Here is a 24943-nt window from a genome sequence, read left to right on the forward strand (position 1 = left end):
AATACTTTGAGGGGTTTTGTTTATGGGGCTTATTGCTTAAAGCGATTACTTTTAATATATCGCCCCACAGGGTTTTTCTCGGCGCGTTTACGACGTATATCTTTAGGATTAATGGTTAAAGGTCGATAAACCTCAACTCGATCACCCGCTTGCAAAATCGCATGTGCTTCAACTTTTGCACCAAAGATGCCAAGTTGTAATGGCTCAGGCAAACTGATCTGTGTCTGCAAACCACTCACCTCAACTGCTTGTAATGCAGTCATACCAGCTTCAAATGGAATAGCAACTAAAAACTGTTGCTCTGGGGCTGCATAAGCAACCCACACTTGCTGAGCTTTTTCCATCAGATAATTTGTCCAATCACCGCAATCATGGCAATCACAATTGAAAGCGGCAATACAATACGTACCGCAATGCGCCATAAGTTATAAAACAACTCATTGCTAAAATTCATAGATTTACGCAAATGGCTAATTTTCATAATCCAGCCAGCAAAAATGGCATAGATCAAGCAAATGAGTAATCCCCAAAGCATCAAAATCAGCGTAAAGATGTTATGAAGCTCAGGCACAGCCCAAACAGCAATCGTTACAACAATAATCACCCACTGTAAAATAGGCATAAGCTGACGCTGAGCAAGCTGCTCTCTAGCCAATTGCACAAATAACGCTGTTGTCATTACTGCGGTAAAGATCCAAGTAAAAACAGGAAGCTGTGCTTGTAAAGAAAAGAAACCAAAGGCAATCACAGCAATTAACTGAGCTAACCAAATTGGAAGAACAGTTTTCGTTGCACCTTCTTGCGACTGAACCGCACCTACACTATTTTGCCAGTAAAGCCCTAAACCTAGCCCACTCGCAACAAGTGCAAGTACAGTTGCATTACCCCACTCTTTAAACTCAACATTGGTCCAATGCCAAGGCTGTAAAGTCGTTCCCATCGTGTTAGCTAAAACAAGAGAAGCAATTACACCAACCGTCATCAGTAAAATTAAAATCTGACGTGGAATAAAGGATAAAATGAGGGCCACAACAGCAAGACCAGCAAAAACAAGTTGCCCTGAAACACTATTATTAAGTTGTGTAGTCAGTAAATTGCCAGCTGTACTTAATACATTACCAGCTAAAAATGGAATAAAAATAACCGCAAGCCAGCCAACCAAACGCCATTTTGGGGAACTATCTGCTTCACGAGTTAAACTTGATAAAGCATTTAAGGCTGTAGTCTTCGACCGTTTTGCTAAAGCAATTTCCAAATAACAAACTGGTAGTGCCAATAACAACATCGTGCCTAACCACAATAACCAGAAATCGAGTTGACGATCAATCTGGATTCCCATTGTGGGTGCCAATGTCGCCATAATGATGAAAGATAAGCAAAACGCCATCAGGGGCGATAACCATCGTGACATAGGTATGTCCTGCATTATGCATTCCTTGAAAAAGACTAGAGATATTTTGCCCGTGTCATGCTTGAAAATCAAAGTTTGCTCAATAAAAAAAGCAAACTACCGAATCGATAGTTTGCCGCGCTAACTGAAATTATGAGTTATTTTTATTTCAGGTTATGAGAAAAACCGAGCAAACCAGTTTTTCCCTTTTTTCTTTTCTTTTTCTCTAATAATTCCCATCATATTTTCTTTTACTGCTCCTACATAATCGGCATCATCATGTTGAATATGGTTAATTAACCATTTAGCCAAAATTTCTTGTAATTCTGCTTCAATCGTGTGTCCCATTTCAAAACGTTCACGATATAGCTCTATTTTTTTAATAAATAAATCATGTACACGTTTATGAGGTACACGATATTTATAATCAGCTTCCTCTTGCAAACTTTCTTCGAAAGTAAAATGTGATTGCGTATAATCGATAATATTGTCTAGAACATCTTTAATACGACGTCTATCCTCTTCATCTTTTACATCATCAATTTCATTAATATAATCAAGTATTCGTTTATGTTGCTCATCAATAACATCAATACCCGTATTATATTCTGAAGCCCATTTCATTTTCATACATCTCCCCAATGATGATTAATGATCGTTGCATAAACTGCATGATATATTTAAAGAATATAAATAAAAACAAACCTAATTTGTCGGCTTTAGCATATAAAAATTATATTTAACTCAAGTTATTGTTTTTTAAATATTAAATTAAAATTAACCAACTAAAATAATAAAGTATTTTTTGAACAAACTATTTTATTATTAAATGATAAAAATATATAAACATCCTTATTCATATATTTTAAATGTATTTTATATTAATACTGATCTGCACGCGTAATACGTTTAAGTTCAGGATTTTCCTGTTCGCGCTTTAATCTTTCTACAAAAGTAATAGCTTTTTTAATTGGTTTACCATGTTGAAATAAAATCATTTCACCAGGTTGGTATGCTGTCCAATTTTCGTTATGTGTTAAAGGTTCAGTTGTTATTACTGCCACACGGTCTTCTGGAGTGGTTACCTGGCTAAAATCGACTTCGACATCTAAGTCAATTAAATGAGCATGATTAAATGGATATTCACGAACGAGCCAATGTAATTTAGTAATGGCATAACTAAATAATGCTTTGCCATTAGATAGACAATAATTAAATGTGCCGTATTCCGCAATTTGCGGAGAAATCTTTTCTAATACTTCAAATATCTGTTCAAGACTTGGTTCTTCATAACCAAATACTTCAATGAGTTGATCGAGCAAATAACAAAAAGCACGCTCACTATCGGTATTACCTACTGGTGTGAAACGTCCACTTAACGGCGGATTAAAGTCATGTAAATCACCATTATGGGCAAAAATCCAGTGTCGCCCCCACAATTCTCGAATAAACGGATGAGAGTTTTCTAAAGTGATTTTACCTTGAGTAGCTTTGCGGATATGTGCAATCACGTTGCGTGATTTAATAGGATAATTACGAATAAGATCGGCAATTGGAGACTCAACTGCTGATTGGTTATCAACGAATAAACGGCACGCCTTATCTTCGAAAAATGCAATACCAAATCCATCACTATGATCTGAGGTAATTCCTGCACGCTGTGAAAAACCACGGAAGGAAAAAGTGATATCCGTTGGTGTTGCACAATTCATTCCTAATAGCTGGCACATATCGCTTTTTAAACTACTTCTAATTACCCCATATGCTCTATTGTGCATGAGAGTAAAAGTGCTTGCAAATCTCAATATGTGCTGGCTATTACAAAATAGAAAATATGATTAACGCTGCACCATTTTATTCATCACAAATGAGGTCGCGACTTTATTCACCTCAAGAAATACAAAATAATCCAAACAGTTAAACTCTTCATCAAAAAAAGCCTGTTTCGATAGTTTTGATTGCATGCTCAGATACATTTGGAATAGCTTTGGCATACGTTCATCTTGTGGGAAGCTAAACTCAGGATATTCAGGTTCATAGATTTTTTTCGAACGGATATCAATCGTTTTACTTTCTGGTAACTGCTGAATCTGACGATGCGTGTAGTACGCTCTAGCCAAATTATCTTGCAAATGAATACTGACACAGCCCATTAAATATTTAGCACGCATTGACCATAGCACTTTCGGTGCAAGGTTTAACCACAGCATAGATAACGCTTTACCATTACGGAAGCGAGGATGTACACAGGTACGGCCTATTTCTAACACATTTGGAAGATGCGATAACTGAGGAACTATATCAAACTCATGTGCGCTGTAACTCTGTGCTATTTCGTGGCCTTGAAATAGTTTTAGACGCGTATACGCTACAATTTCTCCAGTCCACTTTTCACGTAAGACTGCGTGCTCGCAACCAAAATCATAAATATCTTGGTCTAAGTTATCTTCAAACTTGATTCCGAATTGTTGGCTAAATTGTTGTGCACGAAACCGTTGTACATCTTGTAATTCTTTTAAATTATCAACCCACTCAAAACGAAATTGCGTCTGATTTATTGCTTTATGACGATTTAAAGGTAAAGTCCAGGTTTGGCGATATTGATTAAATTTTTCCAGCATAATGAACGCTCCTAGTGACACCCCCTACACTAGTCAAAGCTCATGACAAAAAAATGACCAAATCAATATGGTATAAAAAAAGACCACCTAGGGTGATCTTTTTATTGAGAATAACTGATTTCTTAAGCTGTTTTAGTACGGTTAGAAATCAGCGTTCCAACACCATGATCAGTGAAGATTTCAAGTAATGTGGCATGTGGCACACGACCGTCAACAATATGCGCACTCACAACGCCACCTTTAACAGCATCAAGTGCACAGCCTACCTTAGGAATCATACCGCCATAGATCACACCTGTTTCAATGAGGCGATCAACTTCTTGTGTCGTAAGGCCAGTTAACAGATTTTTATTTTCATCAAGCACACCGCTAATATTGGTGAGCAAAATTAATTTCTCAGCGCCTAAAGCTTCTGCAACCTTACCTGCAACTAAATCAGCGTTAATATTATAAGTATTGCCTTCTTCATCTACACCTAGCGGTGCAATCACTGGAATAAAGTCACTTTGGGTGAACATTTCCAATACATCTGTTTTAACGCCAGTGACTTCACCAACCATACCCAAGTCGATATGTTTGATAGAACCATCTTCTTCTTGCTTTTCCATGAGCAATTTGCGGGCACGAAGTAAATTACCGTCTTTACCTGTTAAACCAATCGCACGTCCACCGTGTTTATTAATTAGATTAACGATTGATTTATTTACACTGCCGCCCAACACCATTTCAACCACTTCCATGGTTGCAGCATCAGTTACGCGCATACCGTCAATACGGTCAGATTCACGGCCTAACTGCTTTAAGAATGAATCCACTTGCGGCCCACCACCGTGAACAACAATCGGATTTAATCCTACAGTTTTAAGTAAAACGATGTCTCGGGCAAATGAACTTTCAAGCTCCGGATCAGTCATTGCGTTGCCACCGTATTTCACCACCAGCGTTTTACCAGTAAAGCGTTGAATATACGGCAAAGCTTCAATCAAGATTTTTGCTTTGTCGACACCGATATGCTGATGTTGTGGCATTACGCCTCTCCTTACTTAGGCCTCTGAAAGTTCTTGTGCAATTTGCGGATAGTGTTCTTGCAACATATCTACAAATTTTTGCTGGATTTCCTTTAATCGTAAAGGATTATCCGCATCAAATCGTACTGTAAAGTATTCACCAGTATTTGATGCTCGAATAATGCCAAAACCATCATCAAAATCAAGACGTACGCCATCAATTTTACTAATACGTGCCCCTAAGCGATGACTTAAAATCTCAATATCTTGTAATACATACTTTGGATCAGACTGATAAGTACCAATATAGGTATCTTCTGTACAACATCTTTCTGGATATGGAGCAAATAATTCAGAAATTGTAGCGGCATCAGATTGGGTAAAATACTCCATTACTCGTAATGCAGCATATAAACCATCGTCGTAGCCAAAACCACGGCCATCATTAAACACATAATGACCTGCATATTCACCACCAAAAATGGCCCGTCCATTCGATTGAGATAAATAAGCCCTTAGGAAACTACTTCCCGTGCGGATCATTTTTGCTTTTCCGCCGAGTTTCTCGACGGTCTCTTGAACCATACGTGAACATTTCACATCAAAAACAATTTCTTGCTCTGGATGCTGCTCAAGGCACATTTGCGCAAAAAGCGACAATAAGCGATCTGCTGTCAATATCTGTGCTTTTTCATCGACTAAAACAACACGGTCTCCATCACCATCCAAAGCAATACCAATATCCGCCTGCTGCTCGACCACGGCTTTTCGCAAGCTAATTAAATGAGCTGCATGTGATGGATCTGGTGCGTGATCTGGAAACTCTCCATTTGGATTAGTGCGTAAAGCTATGACTTCACAACCCATTTTTTCTAAGATTAGTTTTGAACAATGCCCGGCTGAACCATGCAAACCATCTAAAACAACTTTTAAAGGACGTTTTAACTGAATATCTTTAAAAATGGCTTGTTGGTATTGCTGGCAAAATTCAACTTTAAATTGAGGTAATGTCAACTCAAGTACAGAAATTGAATGGTTTGGTACATAAGTTTGGGCTTCTTCACCCACCTGCTGAATCATTTCTGGAGACGGCGGTTCACCCTTTAAAATCCACTTAATACCATTATCAGATTTTGGGTTATGGCTTGCTGTCACCATAATGCCATTGCCACCAAAATCTCGTGCAATGTAGTACATCATTGGTGATGAACAGCAACCAATATTGGTTACTTTTAAACCTTGTTCTATTAAAATTTCTTCAATTAAGTGTGCATAGGCTGGGCTTGTGAGACGGGCATCATAGCCAATCACTAATTGAGTTTGTTTTGCTTGTTTGTATTGTTGTGCCAATCCGTAGGCAATTGAACGGACAACGTCCGTGGTTAAGTAAGAAAGTTTGCCTCTAATATCGTAAGCACGAAAAATACTTTTTGGAAATGAGTGTCTTACATTCATAGCGTATCTTCTATTTAAAGATCAATTCGATCTATCGCAAAAACATAGATTATTCAAAATTTTTGAAAGGTTTGTTTGCTAAAAAAGTTAAAAGAATATGAGTAAAGCGTGTTGTAATATAATCCATTGTAACATTCAAGATATAAAAAGAAACGCCTGTTCAACAGGCGTTTGATTTTCGTTAATATTTTAGAAAAACTTACTGTTTACCTGTATGACCAAAGCCACCAGCACCACGTAAAGTTTCTTCAAATTCTTCTACTTGCTCAAATTCAGCTTGTACGACTGGCACTAAAACGTACTGTGCCAAGCGCTCACCTGGTTCTAAACGGAATGTGGTTTGACCACGGTTCCAAACTGAAACCATCAATTCACCTTGGTAATCCGAATCAATCAAACCAACTAAGTTGCCAAGCACGATCCCGTGTTTATGGCCTAAACCTGAACGTGGTAAAATTAAACCAGCAAAATTTACATCATGAATATAAATTGCCATACCTGTTTTAACTAAAACAGTTTGTCCTGGTTCAATATCAATTGCTTCATCTAAACAGGCACGTAAATCTAAACCCGCTGAACCTGCTGTAGCATATGAAGGTAAAGGCCATTCTTTACCTAAACGCGGATCGAGCAATTTCACTTGAACTTTCATGGGATTTCCTAAAAATTAAAAAAATTAACGCTTTAATAAAGCTTTTAAATTTGCCAGATATTGTTGAGCCTGTTCTTTAGGGTCAACATTAGCCGCAATTTTCTTTTTACGCCCTAACCACTCAAGCTCATCTTGCGGAAGCTCATCAAGGAAACGGCTAGGCGTCATTTGTTTCATCTGTCCACCATTTTTACGCTGTTCCGCTAGAGTTAACGTTAAACCTTGGCGTGCACGTGTAATGCCCACGTACATGAGACGGCGCTCTTCCTCAATGGTTTCTGCTGCAATCGAGTTCTTGTGAGGCAATAGTTCTTCTTCAAGTCCCATAATGTACACATATGGGAATTCCAGACCTTTTGCTGCATGCAAAGTAAGAAGGTTAACTTTGTCTGTATCTTCTTCTTCCTGCTGCTGTTCTAACAGATCGAGCAAAACTAGTTTTCGGATGACACTTTCAATATTCTTTTCATCAACATCTTCAGCACGATTAATCAGATTTTGAATACTGGTAAATAAGTTCTCGATGTTATCGAGTTTACTTTTCTCTTGTGCAGGAGTTGCTGACTGTTCCCGAACGTAATCCATATAACCCGCTTCATTCATCATTTGACGAACTTTAGGCACAGGCTCATCATCTTCCAACAATTCACGTGTAAATGTCGCGATAAAGTCAGCAAATTCATGAAGCTGTGTTTCTGCCTTTTTAGGAAGCACCATGCTTAAACGCTGGTCAGCAGAAGCACCAAGTAAAGACAAATTATTTTCTTGTGAAAATAAACCGAGCTTCTCTAGAGTAACAGGGCCAATCGCACGTTTAGGCGTATTAATAATTCGTAAGAAAGCACTGTCATCTTCTGGGTTAATAATAAGACGCAAATAACTCATTACATCTTTAATTTCTGCACGCGCGAAGAACGATGTACCGCCAGAGAGTTTATACGGAATTTGCATTTGGCGAAGCTGGGTTTCTAATACACGTGCCTGAAAGTTTCCGCGATACAAAACGGCATAATCTTTCCAGTTCTTACCGTTCATTAGCTTATGAGTCAGTAAGTCTTTGACTACGCGTTCTGCTTCATCATCATCATTACGACATGTAATGATTCGGATGACTTCACCATGCCCTTTATCACTCCACAATTTCTTATCAAAAATATGTGGGTTATTTTGAATCACACAGTTCGCTGCTTTTAAAATACGGCTGGTCGAACGGTAATTTTGCTCAAGCTTAATAATATGTAGATTTGGGAAATCTTGTTTAAGCAACGCCATGTTTTCAGGCTTAGCACCACGCCACGCATAGATTGACTGGTCATCGTCACCTACTGCAGTGAACTGCCCCATTACACCAACTAATAGTTTGACCAAAATATACTGAGCCGTGTTGGTATCTTGATATTCATCGACTAATAAATAACGGACACGGTTTTGCCATTTGTCACGTACTTCTGCATTTTCTTGCAATAAGCGTGTTGGCATAACAATCAAGTCATCAAAATCGACAGCATTGTAGGCACGTAAATTACGTTCATAAAGTTGATAGAGATGTGCAAACTGGACATCTTCCGGTGTTTCACAAGTCGAATGTGCTTGTTCCGGCAAAATCAGATCGTTTTTCCAATCTGAAATTTTCTTCATTGCTTTAGCAATTAATTCTTTACTCTCTGCACCCGATAAATTATCGCGATGCATCAAATCCATCAAAATACGTTTACAGTCGTCTGCATCTAAAATCGAAAAATTAGCTTTTAAAGGTAAATTTTTAAGTTCTAAACGTAAAAGGTTTAAACCAAAAGTATGGAAGGTAGAAACTGATAAACCTTTTGCTTCTTCACGCGACAAAAGCTTGGTCACACGCTCTTTCATTTCACGCGCAGCTTTGTTTGTGAAGGTCATCGCGGTTATACGATGTGCAGGAATACGGCAATGTTGCACTAAATAGGCAATTTTACGCGTAATTACCGATGTTTTACCTGAACCAGCGCCAGCAAGCACCAATAAAGGGCCCTGAGTATATTTCATGGCTTCTTCTTGCTTGTTGTTCAATTGACTGGCAGATGACATCGTGTATTACCTCTTAATTTTTCGAGCATGATTATAGTCATCTCTTTTTTAGAATCCCAATAGTAAATCTACGGATATGTATAAATGATGTCTAATAATGCAATTTATGCGCCGCAGAATGTCGTGATTATTTCTTGTACTGCCCCCATAAAAAAACCACCCGAAGGTGGTTTTTGAAACAATAAACTAGATCTTATTGTTTAGCATAAATGCTGATTTCTACACGGCGGTTTTGTTCACGGCCAGATGCAGTTGAGTTATCTGCGATCGGGTTAGATGAACCATAACCTTGCGCGTCGATACGGCTAGCAGATACGCCTTGGCTAGCTAAATAACTACGTACTGATTGAGCGCGTGCTTGTGATAATGGAATGTTGATAGAGTCATTACCAGTGTTATCAGTATAACCAGTTACAAGAATTGCACTCTTGTTATCTTCAGCCAAAGTTTGAGCCACTTTGTTCAAAGTTGCATAGAAGTTTGGCTTGATGTTTGATTTGTTTGTATCAAAAGTAATGCTACCAGGCATGATCAATTGAACAGAACCATCTGGGTTACGGCCAACGTCTACACCAGTACCCGCCATTTGTTGACGAAGTTTTTTCTCTTTCTGGTCAAGATATACACCACCAGCAGCACCAAGAACTGCACCAATTGCCGCAGCACGGTTGTTTTGACGGCTAGAGTTTGCATTTGATTTAGAAATACCATAACCAGCTGCTGCACCAATTAAAGTACCTAATGCGGCTTTATCGTATTCAACGCCACCAAGATTATTACCAGTTGTTTGACAACCAGAAAGAACTACTGCTGCCCCTACCACTGTTGAAATAACTAATGCACGCATTGCATGCCTCCTCACTTTGTGTGTTTTGTTGTCTGAATGAATAATGAAACAAAAAGGAAGTATAAAACATTGATATTTTGTTAATAATAAACAGTTTAGTTATGTTTTTGTAATATTTTGATGCACTTTAAGATGCTAGCTCATCACAATTTCTTCATTGTTGTCTAAGATAACGTTGTATTTCATATTATGACAGTTATAGTTGAACAACTTTTCTATGGATTTGAGACATTCGGGGTCATTTATATGCCAACTGCACCCAATAAACAATCTGCGCTAAAAAAAATTACACGTGGACTCACTGTAGGTACAGTCATTACAGGAAGTACTTTTTTTCATGGTCCTCCTGTTCTTGCATTAGGTCTGACCAAGCTTTTAAAAAAATCATCAAAAATAGATGAAACTAATATTCAAATTACAAATAGCTGGTTAGGGGTAAATAACTGGTTAATTGACCATGTTCTACCCAATCTAAAATGGGACATTACCATTGATGAAGGGCTTGATCTGAATATGCAAGGTCGTTATTTAATGACCTGTAATCATCAAAGTTGGGTTGACACGACTGTAAATCAATATTTTGGTTTAACCCGTATGCCCCTTACCCGTTTCTTTACTAAATGGGAACTCATCTTTATTCCTTTTGTTGGGCAAGCATTTAAAATTTTAGGCTTCCCAATGATGAAGCGTCACACTAAAGAACAGATCGCTAAGAATCCTGAACTTAAAGATCGTGACATGATGGAAGCACGTAAAGCTTGTGAGCAGCTTTTAAGTCAGCCCTTCACCCTATTAAATTATTTGGAAGGTACTCGTTTTACTCAAGAAAAACATGACCAGCAAAAATCCCCTTATAAGCATTTGCTAAAACCCAAAGCAGGTGGCTTGGCGCTTGCATTAAATATCTTGGGTGACAAAATCGATGCCCTAGTTGATATGACCATCGTCTATCCTGATGGCGTACCGGGATATAGCGATTTCTGGCTTGGGGATGTTTCTAAAATTGCGGTTAACTTACGTAAAATTGAAATTCCAGACTGGGTGCTTGGCGGCAACTATGAAGATGACGCAGCTTATCGTGAACGTTTTCAGCAATGGGTTCATGACATTTGGACCGAAAAAGATCAACTTATTGAGCAAATGAAGTCTCAATATACCACTGCAAATATTTAAGAAAGCACCCGTTATTATGCAAAACAGTTCTGGGAAAAAAACGAAATACCATCATGTAGACCCAAACAGCCTTTCATTTAAGCTGTTTTTGGTCTACGACATCTTTATGGTGTTTATTATCATTTTTAACTTGTTCTGTCTTGCGACTAATTTCTTTTTAATGAGCAGTATTGGAGCATGGTTCTTCGAACATATTCACTTGCCCCAAGTACTCAGCTTTTATCGTACTTCACTACATCCTTGGGTGATTACATCAGAAGCTTGGTTTATTGGTTTTTTAATTATTGAGCTGCTTGTACGCTGGGCTATTGCGATCATCAACAAGCACCATAAGCGTTGGTTCTTTTTCCCTTTTATTCACTGGTATGAAATTTTAGCCATTATTCCTCAACTTCGTTTTTTACGTTTATTCCGTGCTGGAATTATTGCTTACCGTTTACATGAGTTGGGTTATCCAGTTGTTCCGGAAAGCTGGCGGAAAACTGGGCTATTTTATTATCGCGTCGTAATGGAAGAATTATCTGACCGCGTTGTAATTACCGTGATTGATGGTATTAGATATGAACTTGAAACCAGTTCTAGCCATAAACAGATTATTCACGACTTGGTTAATCATCATCGTGAGCAATTTACTGTTGCTCTAACTGCATTATTACAAGAATCTTTAGCCACCGCTTTAAAAGAACAAAAGCCTGCCATTACAAAAGGGGTGGGCAAAATTGTAGATCAAGCCATTATTGATACGCCTGAGCTAACTCAATTATTACGATTAATTCCTTTAGTCGGGGGCCGCATTGAACAGCAAATTCAAAGCATTGGTCAAAGATTAGGTGAAAATATTAGTGCAGGTTTAATTGAACCTTTAATTGAGGGCTCACCAAATAGTCCGAACCCTACTTATCAATTAATTTCTCAAAGAGTAAGTGAAATCAATATTAATAATCGTCAGCTTGAGCAATTGGTTGAATCTGTCGTGTTCGAGACACTGGAGTCTGTACGTAAACAAGTCAAGGTCAAACAATGGCAACAAACCCTTGCGGAGTATGATCGAATCAAAGAATAAGCATTTATTTAATTTTTTATGAATCACGCTAGAGAATTGGCACGAATTGTTCTAGCATTTGCCCTATTTACAATAAACTTAACGATATTACAGCTCGTTTAACGCCTTGAAGGAAGACTTATGGCTGATATACGGATTACCGGCAGAATGGTTAACTTTAGCAGGATAACCTTCGATACCAATGATCATGATGTGATCCGCCAGCAATTATCAAATATTTTAAATGAAGGTTCCTATCAAGGAACTTTAGTGATTATTGACAGTACAGTTGAGCAAGAGTTAATTGCATTGATTCAACTTCTGGTGAGCTTGGGTTTACAACCAATGGCGGTAATCGACGGTATTTTAGGAGATGAGGCTCGCGCTATTCAATTCCCTGTTTTACCGGCAGATCAACCATTACAACGCATTAAAGCGACAGCTGAACAAGTGGCTATTGTGGAAAAACCTGCTACAGCTCCTGCCTCGTCTTCAGCAGAAACAAAAAAACCACTAAACAAGATAGCGGTCGCTCATATTACCTCTTATCATGATGAAATTTTGCGTACAGGCCAATCCCTTGTACAAGATAACGGCGATATTATTTTAAAGGCTGGCATGAATAGTGGTTCCGAGGTGATCGCTTCAGGAAATATACATATTTATGGCACAGTTCGTGGTAGAGTCATTGCTGGTGCGGGCGGGCACGCAGCTGCACGCATTTTTTGCCAATCTTTAGAGGCTGAGCTCGTTTCCATTGCCGGAACGTATTGTGTCGCAGATGATATCCCTAAACATGTGGTAAAAAAACCAGTACATATTTATTTAAATGAAAAGCAAGAGCTTGAATTTGAAGCTCTAGAACTTTAATTTATTAAGCAAATCACCAAAAAACAGCCCTTTTAAGGGTGTATGACCATAATAGGAGTGGATTCGGTGGCCAAAATTGTTGTCGTAACATCAGGCAAAGGTGGTGTAGGTAAAACTACAACGAGCGCATCTTTTGCAACAGGTTTAGCCCTTCGTGGTCATAAAACTGTTGTGATTGATTTTGATGTAGGCTTACGTAACCTTGATTTGATTATGGGTTGTGAGCGTCGTGTTGTGTATGATTTCGTTAATGTTATTAATAATGAAGCACGTCTGCAACAAGCCCTTATTCGCGATAAAGATATCGAAAACCTTTATATTTTACCGGCTTCACAAACACGTGATAAAGATGCGTTGAGCGACGAAGGTGTTGCTCGAGTTATTGATGAGTTATCTCAAGAGTTTGATTACATCATTTGTGACTCACCTGCTGGGATCGAGCGTGGCGCGATTTTAGCCATGTATCATGCAGATGAAGCAATCATTGTAACAAACCCTGAAATCTCTTCAGTACGTGACTCTGACCGTATTATTGGTATGTTAGATAGCAAAACCAAGAAAGTTGAACACAACGAAGGGCGTATACGTAAACATTTATGTATTACACGTTTTAACCCGGAACGTGCTGACCGTCAGGAAATGCTGACAATTGATGATATTTCTAAAGATATTTTACGCGTACCGACATTAGGTGTTATTCCAGAATGTCCAAGTGTATTACAAGCATCAAACGAAGGTAAGCCAGTTATTCTGTATTCAGAAACTAAAGCTGGTCAGGGGTATGATGATTTGGTTGCACGCTTCCTTGGCGAAGACCGTCCTTATCGACACATCACAGCTCAACCTAAAGGCTGGTTAGCACGACTATTTGGAGCGTAGATATGGCAGGATTCTGGAGTAAATTATTTAGCAGCGAAGAAAAACCATCAAGTGCTCAAACTGCCAAAGATCGTTTGAAAGTTATTGTTGCTTCTGAACAAGGTTTAGGCCGCCGTTTAAGCCAAGACAAGATTGATCAGATGAAAAAAGAAATCATGCAAGTGGTTAGTCGTTATGTTAGCGGTGTAGGTGAACAGCATATCCAAATGCAAGTTCGCTCTGAAGCTAATATCGAAATGTTAGAAATGAATATCAATTTACCTGAAGAACGATAATTCTATTTCTGACTATTCAATAAATCAGAATCAAGGCAAAATAACGCAAGTTATTTTGCCTTTTTTAAAATGAGGAGATTGTCATGGCATTATCACAGCCAGCAACTTTCAATGAAGAATGGTCCGATGAGCGTGTTTTTGCCTACCTCAACCAACTTCCTCCAAGTGGTGTGAATGCAGATTTTCATGTGCTCTACCATGCATTCAAACATATGCGCCCAACAGACTATGAGCGTCTTTTAAAGCAATTTATTGCGGACGGACGCGATATTAATGCCAAAGACCCGGAAGGCCAACGCATCCATGATGTAATTGCTAAGTTTCCGCGTCAATCAGCACCATTTTTAGAAGTTCTAGCAAAGTTTGCCTAGCTTTTCTATTTGAATAACACTGCATAATCTATCCTAGTAAAACTTAAGAGATAGATTATGTGGTTTATTCAATTACCTAAATTATTTACATTTATTACAAATAATCTTAAAGTCATCAATACCATTTAATTCTAAATATAAATTTATGAACCCAGAACATATTAATTTAAAACAAACACAATCCATCCAGTCAAATCATATAGAAAATTTAAAAATTATTAGTGTTAATAAGTTTATCTTTCTATCCTTAATTTCGTTTGGCTTATACCCAATTTGGTGGATGTTTAAAGCATGGCGATTTTTTCTAATCAAAGATAAGTTAAATATTATGCCTGCTGCTCGTGCAATTTTTTCTATATTCTTTTTATATTCACTATTTAATCACATAAAAAAATACGCAAAAGAACAAGGGTATACTAATGATTTCTCTTCAGGTTGGATGTATCTAGGATATCTCATTACATCTTTACTGGTTGGCTTACCTGATCCTTACTGGCTTATCTCGCTCTGCAGCATTATATTTTTAATCCCAGCCTTTAAAGCGTTGAACTATGCACAAAAACAACTAAATACGACAATTGAGCAAGAAAAATTCAATACACCTCAAATCATTTTAATTATTATAGGATCTATCATGTGGCTGCTGATTCTTTTCAGTTTTGTTATATTATTCCTATATCAATGATCTAAAATTTAGCAATTAAAAAAGCCTCTAAAAGAGGCTTTTTTCTTATCTAGACTTATCGATTACCAATCAGGAAAATACCAAATACGGTAAAAATACCACCCGAAATACCATCAATCCATTTTGAAAAATTACGATAAGCTGCTCTAAAACTTGGTAACGAGAAAATAAAAGTCACAAAGCAGAACCATAAAATTGTTTCGACTGTGACAATAATAAAGAGTAGCCAGTGAACTTGATCAAGTTGAGGATTAGCTAAAAATAAAGAGAAAACACTACCAAAATAAATAACAGCTTTCGGATTTGATAGATTGGTTATCAAGCCTTTAATAAAAAATAAGTAAGGTGCTTTTGGGAGCTCAACAGCAACATTGCCCTCTTGCTGATTTTTTGAAAAAGCCGAACGTAGCATCTGATAACCCAACCAACATAGATATAAGCCACCAGCAATGAGCAATCCTTGCTTTAACCAAGCCATTTTCTCAAATATAAGATTTAGCCCCATCAGCGCCAAGCACGCCCAAAACATAACACCCGCCGTTATACCAGTAACGACTAGCATAGCGTCTTTACGAGAACGACTAATGGCGGTTTGAGATACAAGGAAAAAATCAGGCCCGGGAGTAATAAGCGCACAAAAGTGAATAAAGGCTAAAGTAATCAGAGCTAATAGCATGTCTTTCTCCTGATTTAATTCATTGTTATTTATTTAGGGAAAATACATTAGCATTTTTTACTAGACGATAAAATCTTTAAGTCATTTATAAATAGGTTCACTTTATTTAAGTTATAAAAAAGCCTCCGAAGAGGCTTAAATTATATTGTCTTAGACTAGAATATCCCGCTTACCATTAGGGCCCATTGAGCTCACAATGCCGTTCTCTTCCATTTGATCAATGATACGAGCGGCACGGTTATAACCAAGGCTAAATTTGCGCTGTAGCGAAGATGTAGACGCTTTTCGAGTTTCTAATACGAATGACACACATTGATCATAGAGTGCATCTCGGTCAGAACCACCCTCACCCTCTTCAAAGCCACGTGATGCAGGCTCTTCATCAAATGGAGTCAAGATTTCATCAATATAATCAGGCTCGCCACGCTCACGCCAAGCATCACAAATACGGTTTACTTCATCATCACTAATGAAAGCACCATGTACACGTTCTGGCTCAATTTTACCTGGTCCTAAGAACAGCATATCACCGTGACCTAACAAGTCTTCTGCACCACCAGCATCCAAAATAGTACGTGAGTCAATTTTACTATTTACACGTAGTGCTACGCGCGTTGGAATATTGGCTTTAATCAAACCGGTAATAACATCAACAGATGGGCGTTGAGTTGCAAGCAATAGGTGAATACCAGCAGCACGAGATTTTTGCGCCAAACGGGTAATCATTTCTTCTGCTTTTTTACCCACTTGCATAATCATGTCGGCGAACTCATCCGCAACAATGACAATAGATGGTAATGGCGTTAAACGAGGTGCACGTTCTTGTGTCGCTGAATCACTTGGCTTCCAAGTCGGATCAATTAAGTCTTCACCATTCGCAATCGCTTCTTCAACTTTACGGTTGTAGTCACTTAATTTACGAATTTTTAAGAACGACATAAGTTTATAACGACGTTCCATTTCATTCACACACCAGTTCAAAGCACTTACCGCATCTTTCATGTCAGTAACGACTGGAGTTAATAAATGTGGAATATCATTATAGTTTGCAAGTTCGAGCTGTTTTGGATCGATTAAAATTAAACGTAATTGGTCAGGCGTATATTTAAGTAACATCGATAAAATCATCGAGTTGACCGCAACCGATTTACCAGAACCTGTCGTACCAGCAACCAACATATGTGGTGCTTTCGCTAAATCAGTGAGTACAGGATTACCTGAAATATCTTTACCCATCGCCATACTAATTAATGCACTTGGGTCGCGATATGTTGGTGTTTCCAATAACTCAATCAAACGTACCATTTCACGGGCACTGTTTGGCACTTCAATACCAATGTATGGTTTACCAGGAATAACTTCGACCACACGTACAGATGCCATCGACATTGAACGTGCCAAGTCACGTGAGATATTCGTTACCTTAGAAGCTTTAACACCCGGCGCCAAATCTAACTCAAAGCGAGTTACAACTGGTCCTGGTTGAGCCTCTACCACCTGTGCTTTAACGTTAAATTCTTGCAATTTAATTTCAAGCAATTCAGACAAACGTGAAAGTTGCTCTTCAGTAAAGTTGACTTTCTTATTTGGATCAACCTTATCGAGTAAATCAAGACCTGGTAAAGTTGGCAAATCCAAACGCTTCTTAGCAACTTGCATTGCACGAGACATTGGGCGACCTGATGCATCTGTTAACGGTGCATCAAAATCGAAATCGTCTTCATCAAAATCAGAATTTTCCTGCGGTTTTCCAGCAGTCTCCTGCCAAGCTTCAATAAACTCTTCTTTTGAAAGTTTGTCGGCCTGAATAGTCGTTTGAATAGGAGCTTTTACAAATGCTGAAGATTGCGCATAACTACTTGCTCTCACAGGTTCAGTTGGGGCAATGTCTTCATCTATTAATAAATCATCAAAATCTTCAAAGACTTGTTCGTTTGCTAAATTTTTAGGTGATTGATTTAAATTTGAAATATTTGAAGATGTTTCATTCGCAATATTAACAGATTGCGAAGTTGGTTCGGCTTCTACATGGTGATCTTGAACAAATGGTGTATGCACATCTGTTGCAGTTTTACTGTTTGGAACCGCGGCAAGCAACTCATCAAAAATCTCATCATCACTCCAATCAAGACTATGTAAGTCTTGTTTAGATGATGGTTGATTTTGATTTACTTGAGAAATTGTTTGCTGAAATTGCTCATGAGTAGGAACTTGCTCTGTCTCTGTCGAATCATCAGCAGCTCTTAAAAGCGCATCAATTTCTTGCTTATGACTCGCATCATCACGCTGTAAAGCACGCCATACTTCGCCAGTCGCAACTAAACGTTGGCTATCTCGTTCAAGTTTATGGGCCTGTTCAAGCGTATGCTCAAAGTTCTGAGTATTTGCAACTGGTGTATCTGCAACAGGTTCAGGCCGGCTCTTCTCTTTCGCTAGCACATCTGCAAATAAGCGCTCAGCAACCGCATCATGTCGCGTTGTCGTAGATTGCGGTTGAGCTGTTTCAGATTGAGCTGGTGTTTCTTTCTCATCTGAAGCATTCGCATTCGTCTCTGCATTATCAGCAACTTTAACTGCGGCTGCTTTGTTGGCAGGTTGAGTGGTTAAGTCATAATCCGATTCATTCGGAGATACGTTCTTATAAAATAAATCTTGTAAATAACTTGGTGTAGCTTTGAGCGTAACCCATGTTTTACTCCATTGCACCCCAAATGCAAGAGTAAATAACACTACTCCGAAAACCAGTAAAAATAAGGTTGCACCGTAAATTGTTAACAATTGAGATAGGCTTTGACCTAACTCATAACCAATAATTCCCCCAGCTGCATTATCTAAAGTATCTGCCGGCACATTCCAGTGTAAATAAAGTAAGCTAGATACAACTAAAATTAAGAAGAATTGTGCAGCATAACGAAATGGGCGGTTTAGGAAACTACGTGGCCACCAAACCTGAATTGCTTCAATGAAAAGGAAAATTGGAATAAGCAAACTTGCCCATCCTAAAAAACCAAACAGCAAATCTGCAATCCATGCGCCAGCAATACCACTTGCATTGGATACTTGCTGAGTATCACTGGAAATATGCATCCAGCCCGGATCAAATGGTGTATATGTTACTGTTGCCAGAAACATATAAATACCAAAAGAAACCAAGAATAATGTCATCAATAAGCGCTGTGCATAAACACTTGACACCGCAGTCATATACTGTCCTGTAACCCATTTAATTATTGGTTTAGAGATGTGAAGAACTACATTTTAGATCTTCAACGAATGAACTTTATATTATGCACCTGTTCTTACAAAAAAGGTGCATGATTCTTTACAGTTGTTGTTAACATAAGGCACTTCTATATTGTTATATAACTTAATTCGATTGACCTGATCAATATTATCCACATTGATTTAACGCTATTGATCGGCAAATTCACGTATAATTTTCAAAATTCTCGAAATAAATAAGGATACCCTCAATGAGTGCTCGTCATTCTCGGTTAATTATTCTCGGTTCTGGCCCTGCGGGCTATAGTGCAGCAGTATATGCAGCGCGTGCAAACCTTAAACCTACTTTAATTGCAGGTTTACAACTAGGTGGGCAACTTACAACAACAACCGAAGTTGACAACTGGCCGGGCGATCCTGAAGGTTTAACAGGTCCTGCATTAATGGATCGTATGCAAGCACATGCTGAACGCTTTGGTACAGAACTCGTCTATGACCATATTAACGAAGTGGACTTAAATGTACGTCCTTTTGTTCTTAAAGGTGATATGGAAGAGTACACATGTGACGCTTTAATTATTGCAACTGGTGCTACAGCTCAATATCTTGGCCTAGAGTCTGAACAAAACTTTATGGGACAAGGCGTAAGCGCATGTGCAACATGTGATGGTTTCTTCTACAAAAACCAAAAAGTAATGGTTGTTGGTGGTGGTAACACTGCTGTTGAAGAAGCACTTTATTTATCAAATATTGCTTCACATGTAACGTTAGTACATCGCCGTGATACTTTACGTTCTGAAAAGATTTTGCAAGATCATTTATTTGCCAAAGAAAAAGAAGGCAAAATCAGCATTATCTGGAACCACGAAGTTGAAGAAGTATTGGGTGACAATACTGGCGTAACCAGTGTTCGCCTTAAATCAACTCAAGATGATTCTAAGCAAGACGTAGAGGTTCATGGTCTGTTCATAGCAATTGGTCACAAGCCAAACACTGGAATGTTTGAAGGCCAGTTAAACCTACGTGATGGCTACATCCAAGTGCAAAGTGGTACTTCTGGTAATGCAACAGCGACTTCTGTAGCTGGTGTTTTTGCTGCTGGTGACGTCGCTGACAGCATTTATCGCCAAGCGATTACTTCTGCTGGGTCTGGCTGTATGGCGGCTCTAGATGCTGAAAAATATCTAGATAATCTTTAATTAATAGATTTCTAGAGTTTTAAAACAGCCGTTCTTATAACGGCTGTTTTTTTAGAATAATGACTAGCTGACATATATTAATTTTTATAGCATAACCTTAAAGCTCATCTTATTTTATTTTTATGAATACACTTCCACTTTCCCAATTTATTTTTCCTGACCCCATTGAAGCTGATCCAGATGGGCATGGTTTAATTTGTATCGGAGCGGACCTCTCCCCTTCTACACTATTTGAAGCTTACACCCATGGTCTTTTTCCTTGGTTTAATGAAGATGAGCCTATTTGTTGGTGGAGTCCAGAACCCCGTTGCGTGATCTACCCTCAAAACTACAAGCCTAGCAAGTCATTACTGAGAAATATGAAAAAACATGACTATGCAATTACGGTTAATCATGCCTTTGAACAAGTTATTCGCTCTTGCTCTTTGCCAAGAAGTTATGCAGACGAAACCTGGATTAGTGAAGATATTATTCAAGGCTACTGTGAGATGTTTAATGCTGGTTATGGTTACAGTATTGAAGTATGGCAACAAGAGGAGCTTGTAGGAGGTTTATATGGTGTTACGATTGGTAAAGGGTGTTTTGGTGAGTCAATGTTTAGCAACGAAACCGATGTTTCAAAAATGGCTTTTTATACATTAATGCTCATAGGACAAGAAAATCAGCTACCATGGATAGACTGCCAACTCGTCAATAGTCATCTAATTAGTCTGGGAGCCAGTACACTTTCTCGTCAAGACTACTTAAAATCGTTACAAGATGTAATTATTCACCCCTCTATCAATTGGAAAAAGTATCAAGAACGTGTATTTTCAAGTAAAACAATAGCATTAGATGCAAAATTAATGGAATGATAACAGGAGGGACCAATCATGAAATCATATCACCCGAAGTCCCTTTTAAATGATCTGCAGTATTATATTACTCCACCTCATGATTGCAGCTATCTAGAAAATAAATCTGCACGCATGGTGTTTTTAGATCCCATCCATCGAATTGATGTGGTCACTCTTTCAGAACTTTCTCGTTTAGGCTTTCGCCGTAGTGGCGACTTTGTTTATCGCCCTGAATGTCACTTATGTAGACAATGTCTGTCTTGTCGTGTTCCAGTTGCCGATTTTCAAATGAACAGCATGCAAAAAAAAGCATGGAAACGAAATCAAGATCTCACCATGACTGTTCTGCCTACGCGACAAGCAGCCCAAATTCATTATGATTTATACGAACGCTATATTAATGAACGCCATGCAGATGGTGATATGTTTCCACCAAGTCTAGATCAGTTTGAAAAGTTTTTAGTACATAGTTGCACAGATAGTTTTTTTCTTGAGCTTTGGAAAGACAATCGGCTCATTAGCGTTTCTACTTGTGATTTAATGGATGATGGACTATCAGCTGTCTATACATTCTTTGATCCCGATGAGCATCGTAGATCACTTGGTGTTTACTCTATTCTTAACCAAATTGAATATGTGAAATCGCTCGGTTTAGAATATCTTTACTTAGGCTATTGGGTGCCACATTCAGCTAAAATGAACTATAAATCTCAATATACACCTTTAGAACTTCTGCTCGATGGACAATGGCGCCGTTTAAACAGGTCATTATCACCAGAGGAAATTCAACAGCTAGGTACGTCTCTTATGACCACGTTACCTTCTGAATGGAATAATTTAATCATTAAATAAAGATGCGAAATCATCTGTACAGGTTTTTACCATAATGACCGCATGTTCACGCCCACCATCTTGGGTAGGATAATAATTGCGACGCAGATCAATTTGGTGAAAGCCTGTTTTTTCATATAGACCAATAGCGGCTTTATTACTTTCACGGACTTCTAAAAAGATTTGTACTGGTTGATTTTCTAATTTTTCAATTGATGCACTTAATAACTCATATCCTAAACCCTGCCCTTGCATTTTAGGGTCAACTGCCATGAGTAACAAATTAGCTTCATCTAAAACAGGCTGTAAAATACAAAACCCAACCACTCTGTTTTGTGACTCAATCACTGTACATTGATAAGAGTTCAAAGATTCAATAAATTGCTGTCTTGACCACGGATGGGTCTGAACTGATTTTTCAATTTGAACGACAATATCCACATCAGTGTTTTGCATAATACGAATCATGAGTTTCAACGCAATGAAGATTCTAAAGTAGTGCGTATTATAAAAACTTCCCAAGAAAAAACGAGCAAAAAAAAGGACAATTGAATTGTCCTTTTTTCAGTATTTTTTAAAGACCTAATTTTTCACGCCAAGTTGCTAGCAATGCTGTGGTATCCGAATCATTTGGATGAAATTTTGGTCTTAAAAAATCAAGTAACTCTGGAATTTGACGAGTCATAAAACCTTTACGACCATACATGAACTTAAGCATATACTTCGTATCTTTCCAAGTTAATTTATCGTCAGTCTTGAGTAACTTAGCAGTAAAATAAGACTGAGTTGCAAAGATTAATGCCATTGCAATAATCAAGGCTGTTGAACGCATAAAATAAGCTTTCGGACCTTGTCCGTACATACTTGTATACACATCAAATGCCACAGCTTTATGTTCATTTTCTTCAACTGCGTGCCACATCCACAAATGATACATAGTGTCGTCTTGGAACATAGCCTGAATTTCAGGGTTTTGTAAAAGTTCAGCTGCAATGGTCGATGTGAAATGCTCTAGAGCACAGGTTCCAGTCAAATCAATCATTTCTTTGGTATAGCCAAAAGGTTTCATTAATTTGGTTACAACAGCTGTACCCATCTTAATGACTTTTCCTGTTTGCTTTTCCATATGGCGCACATCATAACCATAAGCCTGTGCTGAAGCATTAAATGCTAAATGCTCTTTGGAGTGCATCGCTTCTTGACCAATAAAAGCACTAATTTCTTTTTGAAGATCTGGATCAGCGAGCTTTGGATCATTTCGAACGGCACGCGTACTATTTACAAAGAACTGCTCACCTTCTGGAAAAAGGGCCGATAATGCTGTCATAAAATGTGTTAATGCTGCATCATAATTTGCCCAATAACGTGGGACCTGAGCAAATTCAAAATCCATACGACGCACAGGGAAACTAGCGCCAGCACGATTGGAAATATTTACCTTAGCATTCATCTCAGACTCCTTTTAAGTGAATAGCTAATTCACATATAACTTTATTTATTTTCTTAATATTTATAATCATACGTCTTTCAATGTACCAATTAAGTGCAGATGAGGACAGAGAAATATCAGATGAGGTCATTCATAGACACATAAAGGTGCAATATCTGCTCCACGATCTCTTTAAAATAATTATATAAAAATAAAAAAGGGCCACTATCGGCCCTTTATAAATCATGAATTAAATCTATAAACCTAATTTTGCTTTCCATGTTTTCAATAGACCAACAGTATCTAGATCATTTGGATGAAAGCCAGGTTTAAAGTAAGCTAACATTTCTTTAGCCATACCACTAATAATACCTTTAGATGGGCTATATCCGTATTTATAAATTACTGATAGTTCATCTAAATTCAACTTGTTATCTTGCTTTAATAAACGAAGCACAAAGGATGACTGGATTAAAAAGATTAAAGTCATAGCAAACACTAAAGAACTGGTTCGTAACGCATAAGCTTTTATGCCTTTACCAAACACACCTTCGTACACGTCATAAGCTACGGCTTTATGCTCATTTTCTTCAATCGCATGCCAATACCACATTGTTGACATTGTCTCATCTGTCATAAGCTCTTGAATGTGCTTATTGACCAATAATTGCGACGCAATAGTAGCGGTAAAATGCTCAAGAGCCGTTGTAGCAGTCAAGTCAACCATTTCTTTTGTCATACCGAAAGGTTTGACAATTTTTACAAAAGTTTTAATGGCTGTTTGAATTGCCGTATCGGTAAATTTCTCTAACGTTTCTACATCATGACCAAACTTTTGAGCAGAAGCATTGAAGTTTACATGCTCTTGAGTATGCATTGCTTCTTGCCCAATGAAAGCACTAATTTCTTTTTGGAGCGCTTCATCATCTTTAATAGCTGGGTGATAACGTACTGCTCTTACACTATCTATAAAGAATTTCTCACCAGCGGGAAACAGTGCTGACAATGCAGTCATAAAGTGTGTGAGTCCAGCAGAACCATTCATCCAATATTCTGGTACATCATTAAAGTCAAAATTCATACGACGTACTGGAAAACTTGCGCCTGCACGATTCGTAATATTCACTTTAGCATTCATACCCAAAGCTCCTTAGTAAGTAACCCTAGTTACTCAAACTTTATTGTTCGTTTTCTTGATTCTTATCATACAAATTTAATAAAAAGGATTAAGGGGAAATAAGGACATTGAAATATCAGTTAGGGCCAGCCTTTATAGTGATTGTTAGACAATTAAGTATAAAAAAAGCGCTCTAAAAAGAGCGCTTTTTTTCACTGAAAGTGATTATGCAGTTACTTTCGCAACAACACCAGCACCTACAGTACGACCACCTTCACGGATCGCAAAACGTAGACCTGGGT

General features: G+C 38.1%; 25 protein-coding genes and 1 pseudogene. 10 read left to right on the top strand and 16 right to left on the bottom strand.

The window, feature by feature from the left end:
* Positions 1-29: 29 nt before the first annotated feature.
* The 10 genes from RMB06_RS18115 to RMB06_RS18160 all read right to left on the bottom strand — a co-directional run bounded on the left by RMB06_RS18115 (position 30) and on the right by RMB06_RS18160 (position 10036).
* Positions 30-344: an RnfH family protein gene (locus RMB06_RS18115; RefSeq protein WP_064784259.1), complete on the bottom strand. Its 315-nt coding sequence runs from the start codon at positions 342-344 to the stop codon at positions 30-32.
* Positions 344-1411: a hypothetical protein gene (locus RMB06_RS18120; protein ID WP_130118783.1), complete on the bottom strand. Its 1068-nt coding sequence runs from the start codon at positions 1409-1411 to the stop codon at positions 344-346. Before RMB06_RS18120 ends, RMB06_RS18115 begins: the two co-directional genes overlap by 1 nt.
* Positions 1412-1564: 153 nt before the next feature.
* A complete protein-coding gene (locus RMB06_RS18125) occupies positions 1565-2020 on the bottom strand; it encodes a bacteriohemerythrin (RefSeq protein WP_002121698.1) in 456 nt (151 codons plus the stop codon).
* A gap of 251 nt (positions 2021-2271) precedes the next feature.
* Positions 2272-3120 (bottom strand): class II glutamine amidotransferase, encoded by an 849-nt coding sequence (locus RMB06_RS18130; protein WP_064784257.1) that lies wholly within the window; start codon positions 3118-3120, stop codon positions 2272-2274.
* A 108-nt stretch (positions 3121-3228) separates the two neighbouring features.
* Positions 3229-4011, bottom strand: coding sequence for a GNAT family N-acetyltransferase (locus RMB06_RS18135; protein WP_002121744.1), 783 nt, complete (start codon positions 4009-4011; stop codon positions 3229-3231).
* A 122-nt stretch (positions 4012-4133) separates the two neighbouring features.
* Complete coding sequence (gene argB, locus RMB06_RS18140; RefSeq protein WP_002121716.1) at positions 4134-5039, bottom strand: acetylglutamate kinase; 906 nt, start codon at positions 5037-5039, stop codon at positions 4134-4136.
* Between the two features lie 15 nt (positions 5040-5054).
* Positions 5055-6473, bottom strand: coding sequence for a phosphomannomutase/phosphoglucomutase (locus RMB06_RS18145; RefSeq protein ID WP_311080696.1), 1419 nt, complete (start codon positions 6471-6473; stop codon positions 5055-5057).
* A gap of 199 nt (positions 6474-6672) precedes the next feature.
* Positions 6673-7125, bottom strand: a complete 453-nt coding sequence (gene dut / locus RMB06_RS18150; RefSeq protein ID WP_002121799.1) for a dUTP diphosphatase — start codon at positions 7123-7125, stop codon at positions 6673-6675.
* A gap of 24 nt (positions 7126-7149) precedes the next feature.
* The gene (locus RMB06_RS18155; protein WP_005070868.1) at positions 7150-9189 is read right to left on the bottom strand and encodes a UvrD-helicase domain-containing protein; all 2040 of its coding nucleotides are present in this window, start codon (positions 9187-9189) and stop codon (positions 7150-7152) included.
* A gap of 193 nt (positions 9190-9382) precedes the next feature.
* Entirely contained in the window at positions 9383-10036 is a 654-nt protein-coding gene (locus tag RMB06_RS18160) for an OmpA family lipoprotein (RefSeq protein ID WP_005070886.1), read from the bottom strand.
* A 246-nt stretch (positions 10037-10282) separates the two neighbouring features.
* On the opposite strand from RMB06_RS18160, the gene RMB06_RS18165 reads away from it, so the two are divergent.
* From RMB06_RS18165 to RMB06_RS18195, 7 genes are all read left to right on the top strand, one after another.
* On the top strand, positions 10283-11209 hold the full coding sequence (locus RMB06_RS18165) for an acyltransferase (RefSeq protein WP_017398885.1): 927 nt from the start codon (positions 10283-10285) through the stop codon (positions 11207-11209).
* A gap of 16 nt (positions 11210-11225) precedes the next feature.
* Positions 11226-12272, top strand: coding sequence for a hypothetical protein (locus tag RMB06_RS18170; RefSeq protein ID WP_039756890.1), 1047 nt, complete (start codon positions 11226-11228; stop codon positions 12270-12272).
* Between the two features lie 120 nt (positions 12273-12392).
* Entirely contained in the window at positions 12393-13121 is a 729-nt protein-coding gene (gene minC, locus RMB06_RS18175) for a septum site-determining protein MinC (RefSeq protein ID WP_005075304.1), read from the top strand.
* A gap of 66 nt (positions 13122-13187) precedes the next feature.
* Complete coding sequence (gene minD, locus RMB06_RS18180) at positions 13188-14000, top strand: septum site-determining protein MinD (protein ID WP_002121719.1); 813 nt, start codon at positions 13188-13190, stop codon at positions 13998-14000.
* A 2-nt stretch (positions 14001-14002) separates the two neighbouring features.
* Positions 14003-14275, top strand: a complete 273-nt coding sequence (minE, locus tag RMB06_RS18185) for a cell division topological specificity factor MinE (RefSeq protein WP_000896934.1) — start codon at positions 14003-14005, stop codon at positions 14273-14275.
* An 83-nt stretch (positions 14276-14358) separates the two neighbouring features.
* Positions 14359-14646 carry a PA4642 family protein gene (locus tag RMB06_RS18190; protein ID WP_005070896.1) on the top strand — a complete coding sequence of 96 codons (288 nt, stop codon included), beginning with the start codon at positions 14359-14361 and terminating at the stop codon, positions 14644-14646.
* A 145-nt stretch (positions 14647-14791) separates the two neighbouring features.
* On the top strand, positions 14792-15331 hold the full coding sequence (locus tag RMB06_RS18195; RefSeq protein ID WP_032004231.1) for a tyrosyl-tRNA synthetase: 540 nt from the start codon (positions 14792-14794) through the stop codon (positions 15329-15331).
* Between the two features lie 55 nt (positions 15332-15386).
* Here RMB06_RS18195 and rhtC read toward each other — a convergent pair whose 3' ends face one another.
* Positions 15387-16007: a threonine export protein RhtC gene (gene rhtC / locus RMB06_RS18200; RefSeq protein ID WP_078224357.1), complete on the bottom strand. Its 621-nt coding sequence runs from the start codon at positions 16005-16007 to the stop codon at positions 15387-15389.
* 150 nt (positions 16008-16157) lie between these two features.
* Positions 16158-19211 (bottom strand): DNA translocase FtsK, encoded by a 3054-nt coding sequence (locus RMB06_RS18205; protein ID WP_078224356.1) that lies wholly within the window; start codon positions 19209-19211, stop codon positions 16158-16160.
* A 269-nt stretch (positions 19212-19480) separates the two neighbouring features.
* Between RMB06_RS18205 and trxB the strand changes: the two genes are divergently transcribed.
* From trxB to RMB06_RS18220, 3 genes are all read left to right on the top strand, one after another.
* Complete coding sequence (gene trxB, locus RMB06_RS18210; RefSeq protein ID WP_068930715.1) at positions 19481-20428, top strand: thioredoxin-disulfide reductase; 948 nt, start codon at positions 19481-19483, stop codon at positions 20426-20428.
* A gap of 122 nt (positions 20429-20550) precedes the next feature.
* Positions 20551-21282, top strand: coding sequence for a leucyl/phenylalanyl-tRNA--protein transferase (aat, locus tag RMB06_RS18215; protein ID WP_068930716.1), 732 nt, complete (start codon positions 20551-20553; stop codon positions 21280-21282).
* An 18-nt stretch (positions 21283-21300) separates the two neighbouring features.
* On the top strand, positions 21301-22116 hold the full coding sequence (locus tag RMB06_RS18220; RefSeq protein ID WP_004703325.1) for an arginyltransferase: 816 nt from the start codon (positions 21301-21303) through the stop codon (positions 22114-22116).
* Here the strand turns inward: RMB06_RS18220 and rimI are convergent.
* The 4 genes and pseudogenes from rimI to RMB06_RS18240 form a co-directional block, all read right to left on the bottom strand.
* Positions 22102-22563: a ribosomal protein S18-alanine N-acetyltransferase gene (rimI, locus tag RMB06_RS18225; RefSeq protein WP_002121701.1), complete on the bottom strand. Its 462-nt coding sequence runs from the start codon at positions 22561-22563 to the stop codon at positions 22102-22104. The genes RMB06_RS18220 and rimI overlap by 15 nt on opposite strands.
* Positions 22564-22669: 106 nt before the next feature.
* The gene (locus RMB06_RS18230) at positions 22670-23545 is read right to left on the bottom strand and encodes a metal-dependent hydrolase (RefSeq protein ID WP_002121736.1); all 876 of its coding nucleotides are present in this window, start codon (positions 23543-23545) and stop codon (positions 22670-22672) included.
* Positions 23546-23780: 235 nt separating this feature from the next.
* A complete protein-coding gene (locus tag RMB06_RS18235; protein ID WP_002121792.1) occupies positions 23781-24662 on the bottom strand; it encodes a metal-dependent hydrolase in 882 nt (293 codons plus the stop codon).
* Between the two features lie 204 nt (positions 24663-24866).
* Positions 24867-24943: pseudogene (locus RMB06_RS18240) on the bottom strand (elongation factor Tu); the annotation flags it as partial.

This window comes from Acinetobacter sp. V104_13 (assembly GCF_031798995.1).
In the GTDB taxonomy this organism is placed as follows: Bacteria; Pseudomonadota; Gammaproteobacteria; order Pseudomonadales; family Moraxellaceae; genus Acinetobacter; species Acinetobacter pittii.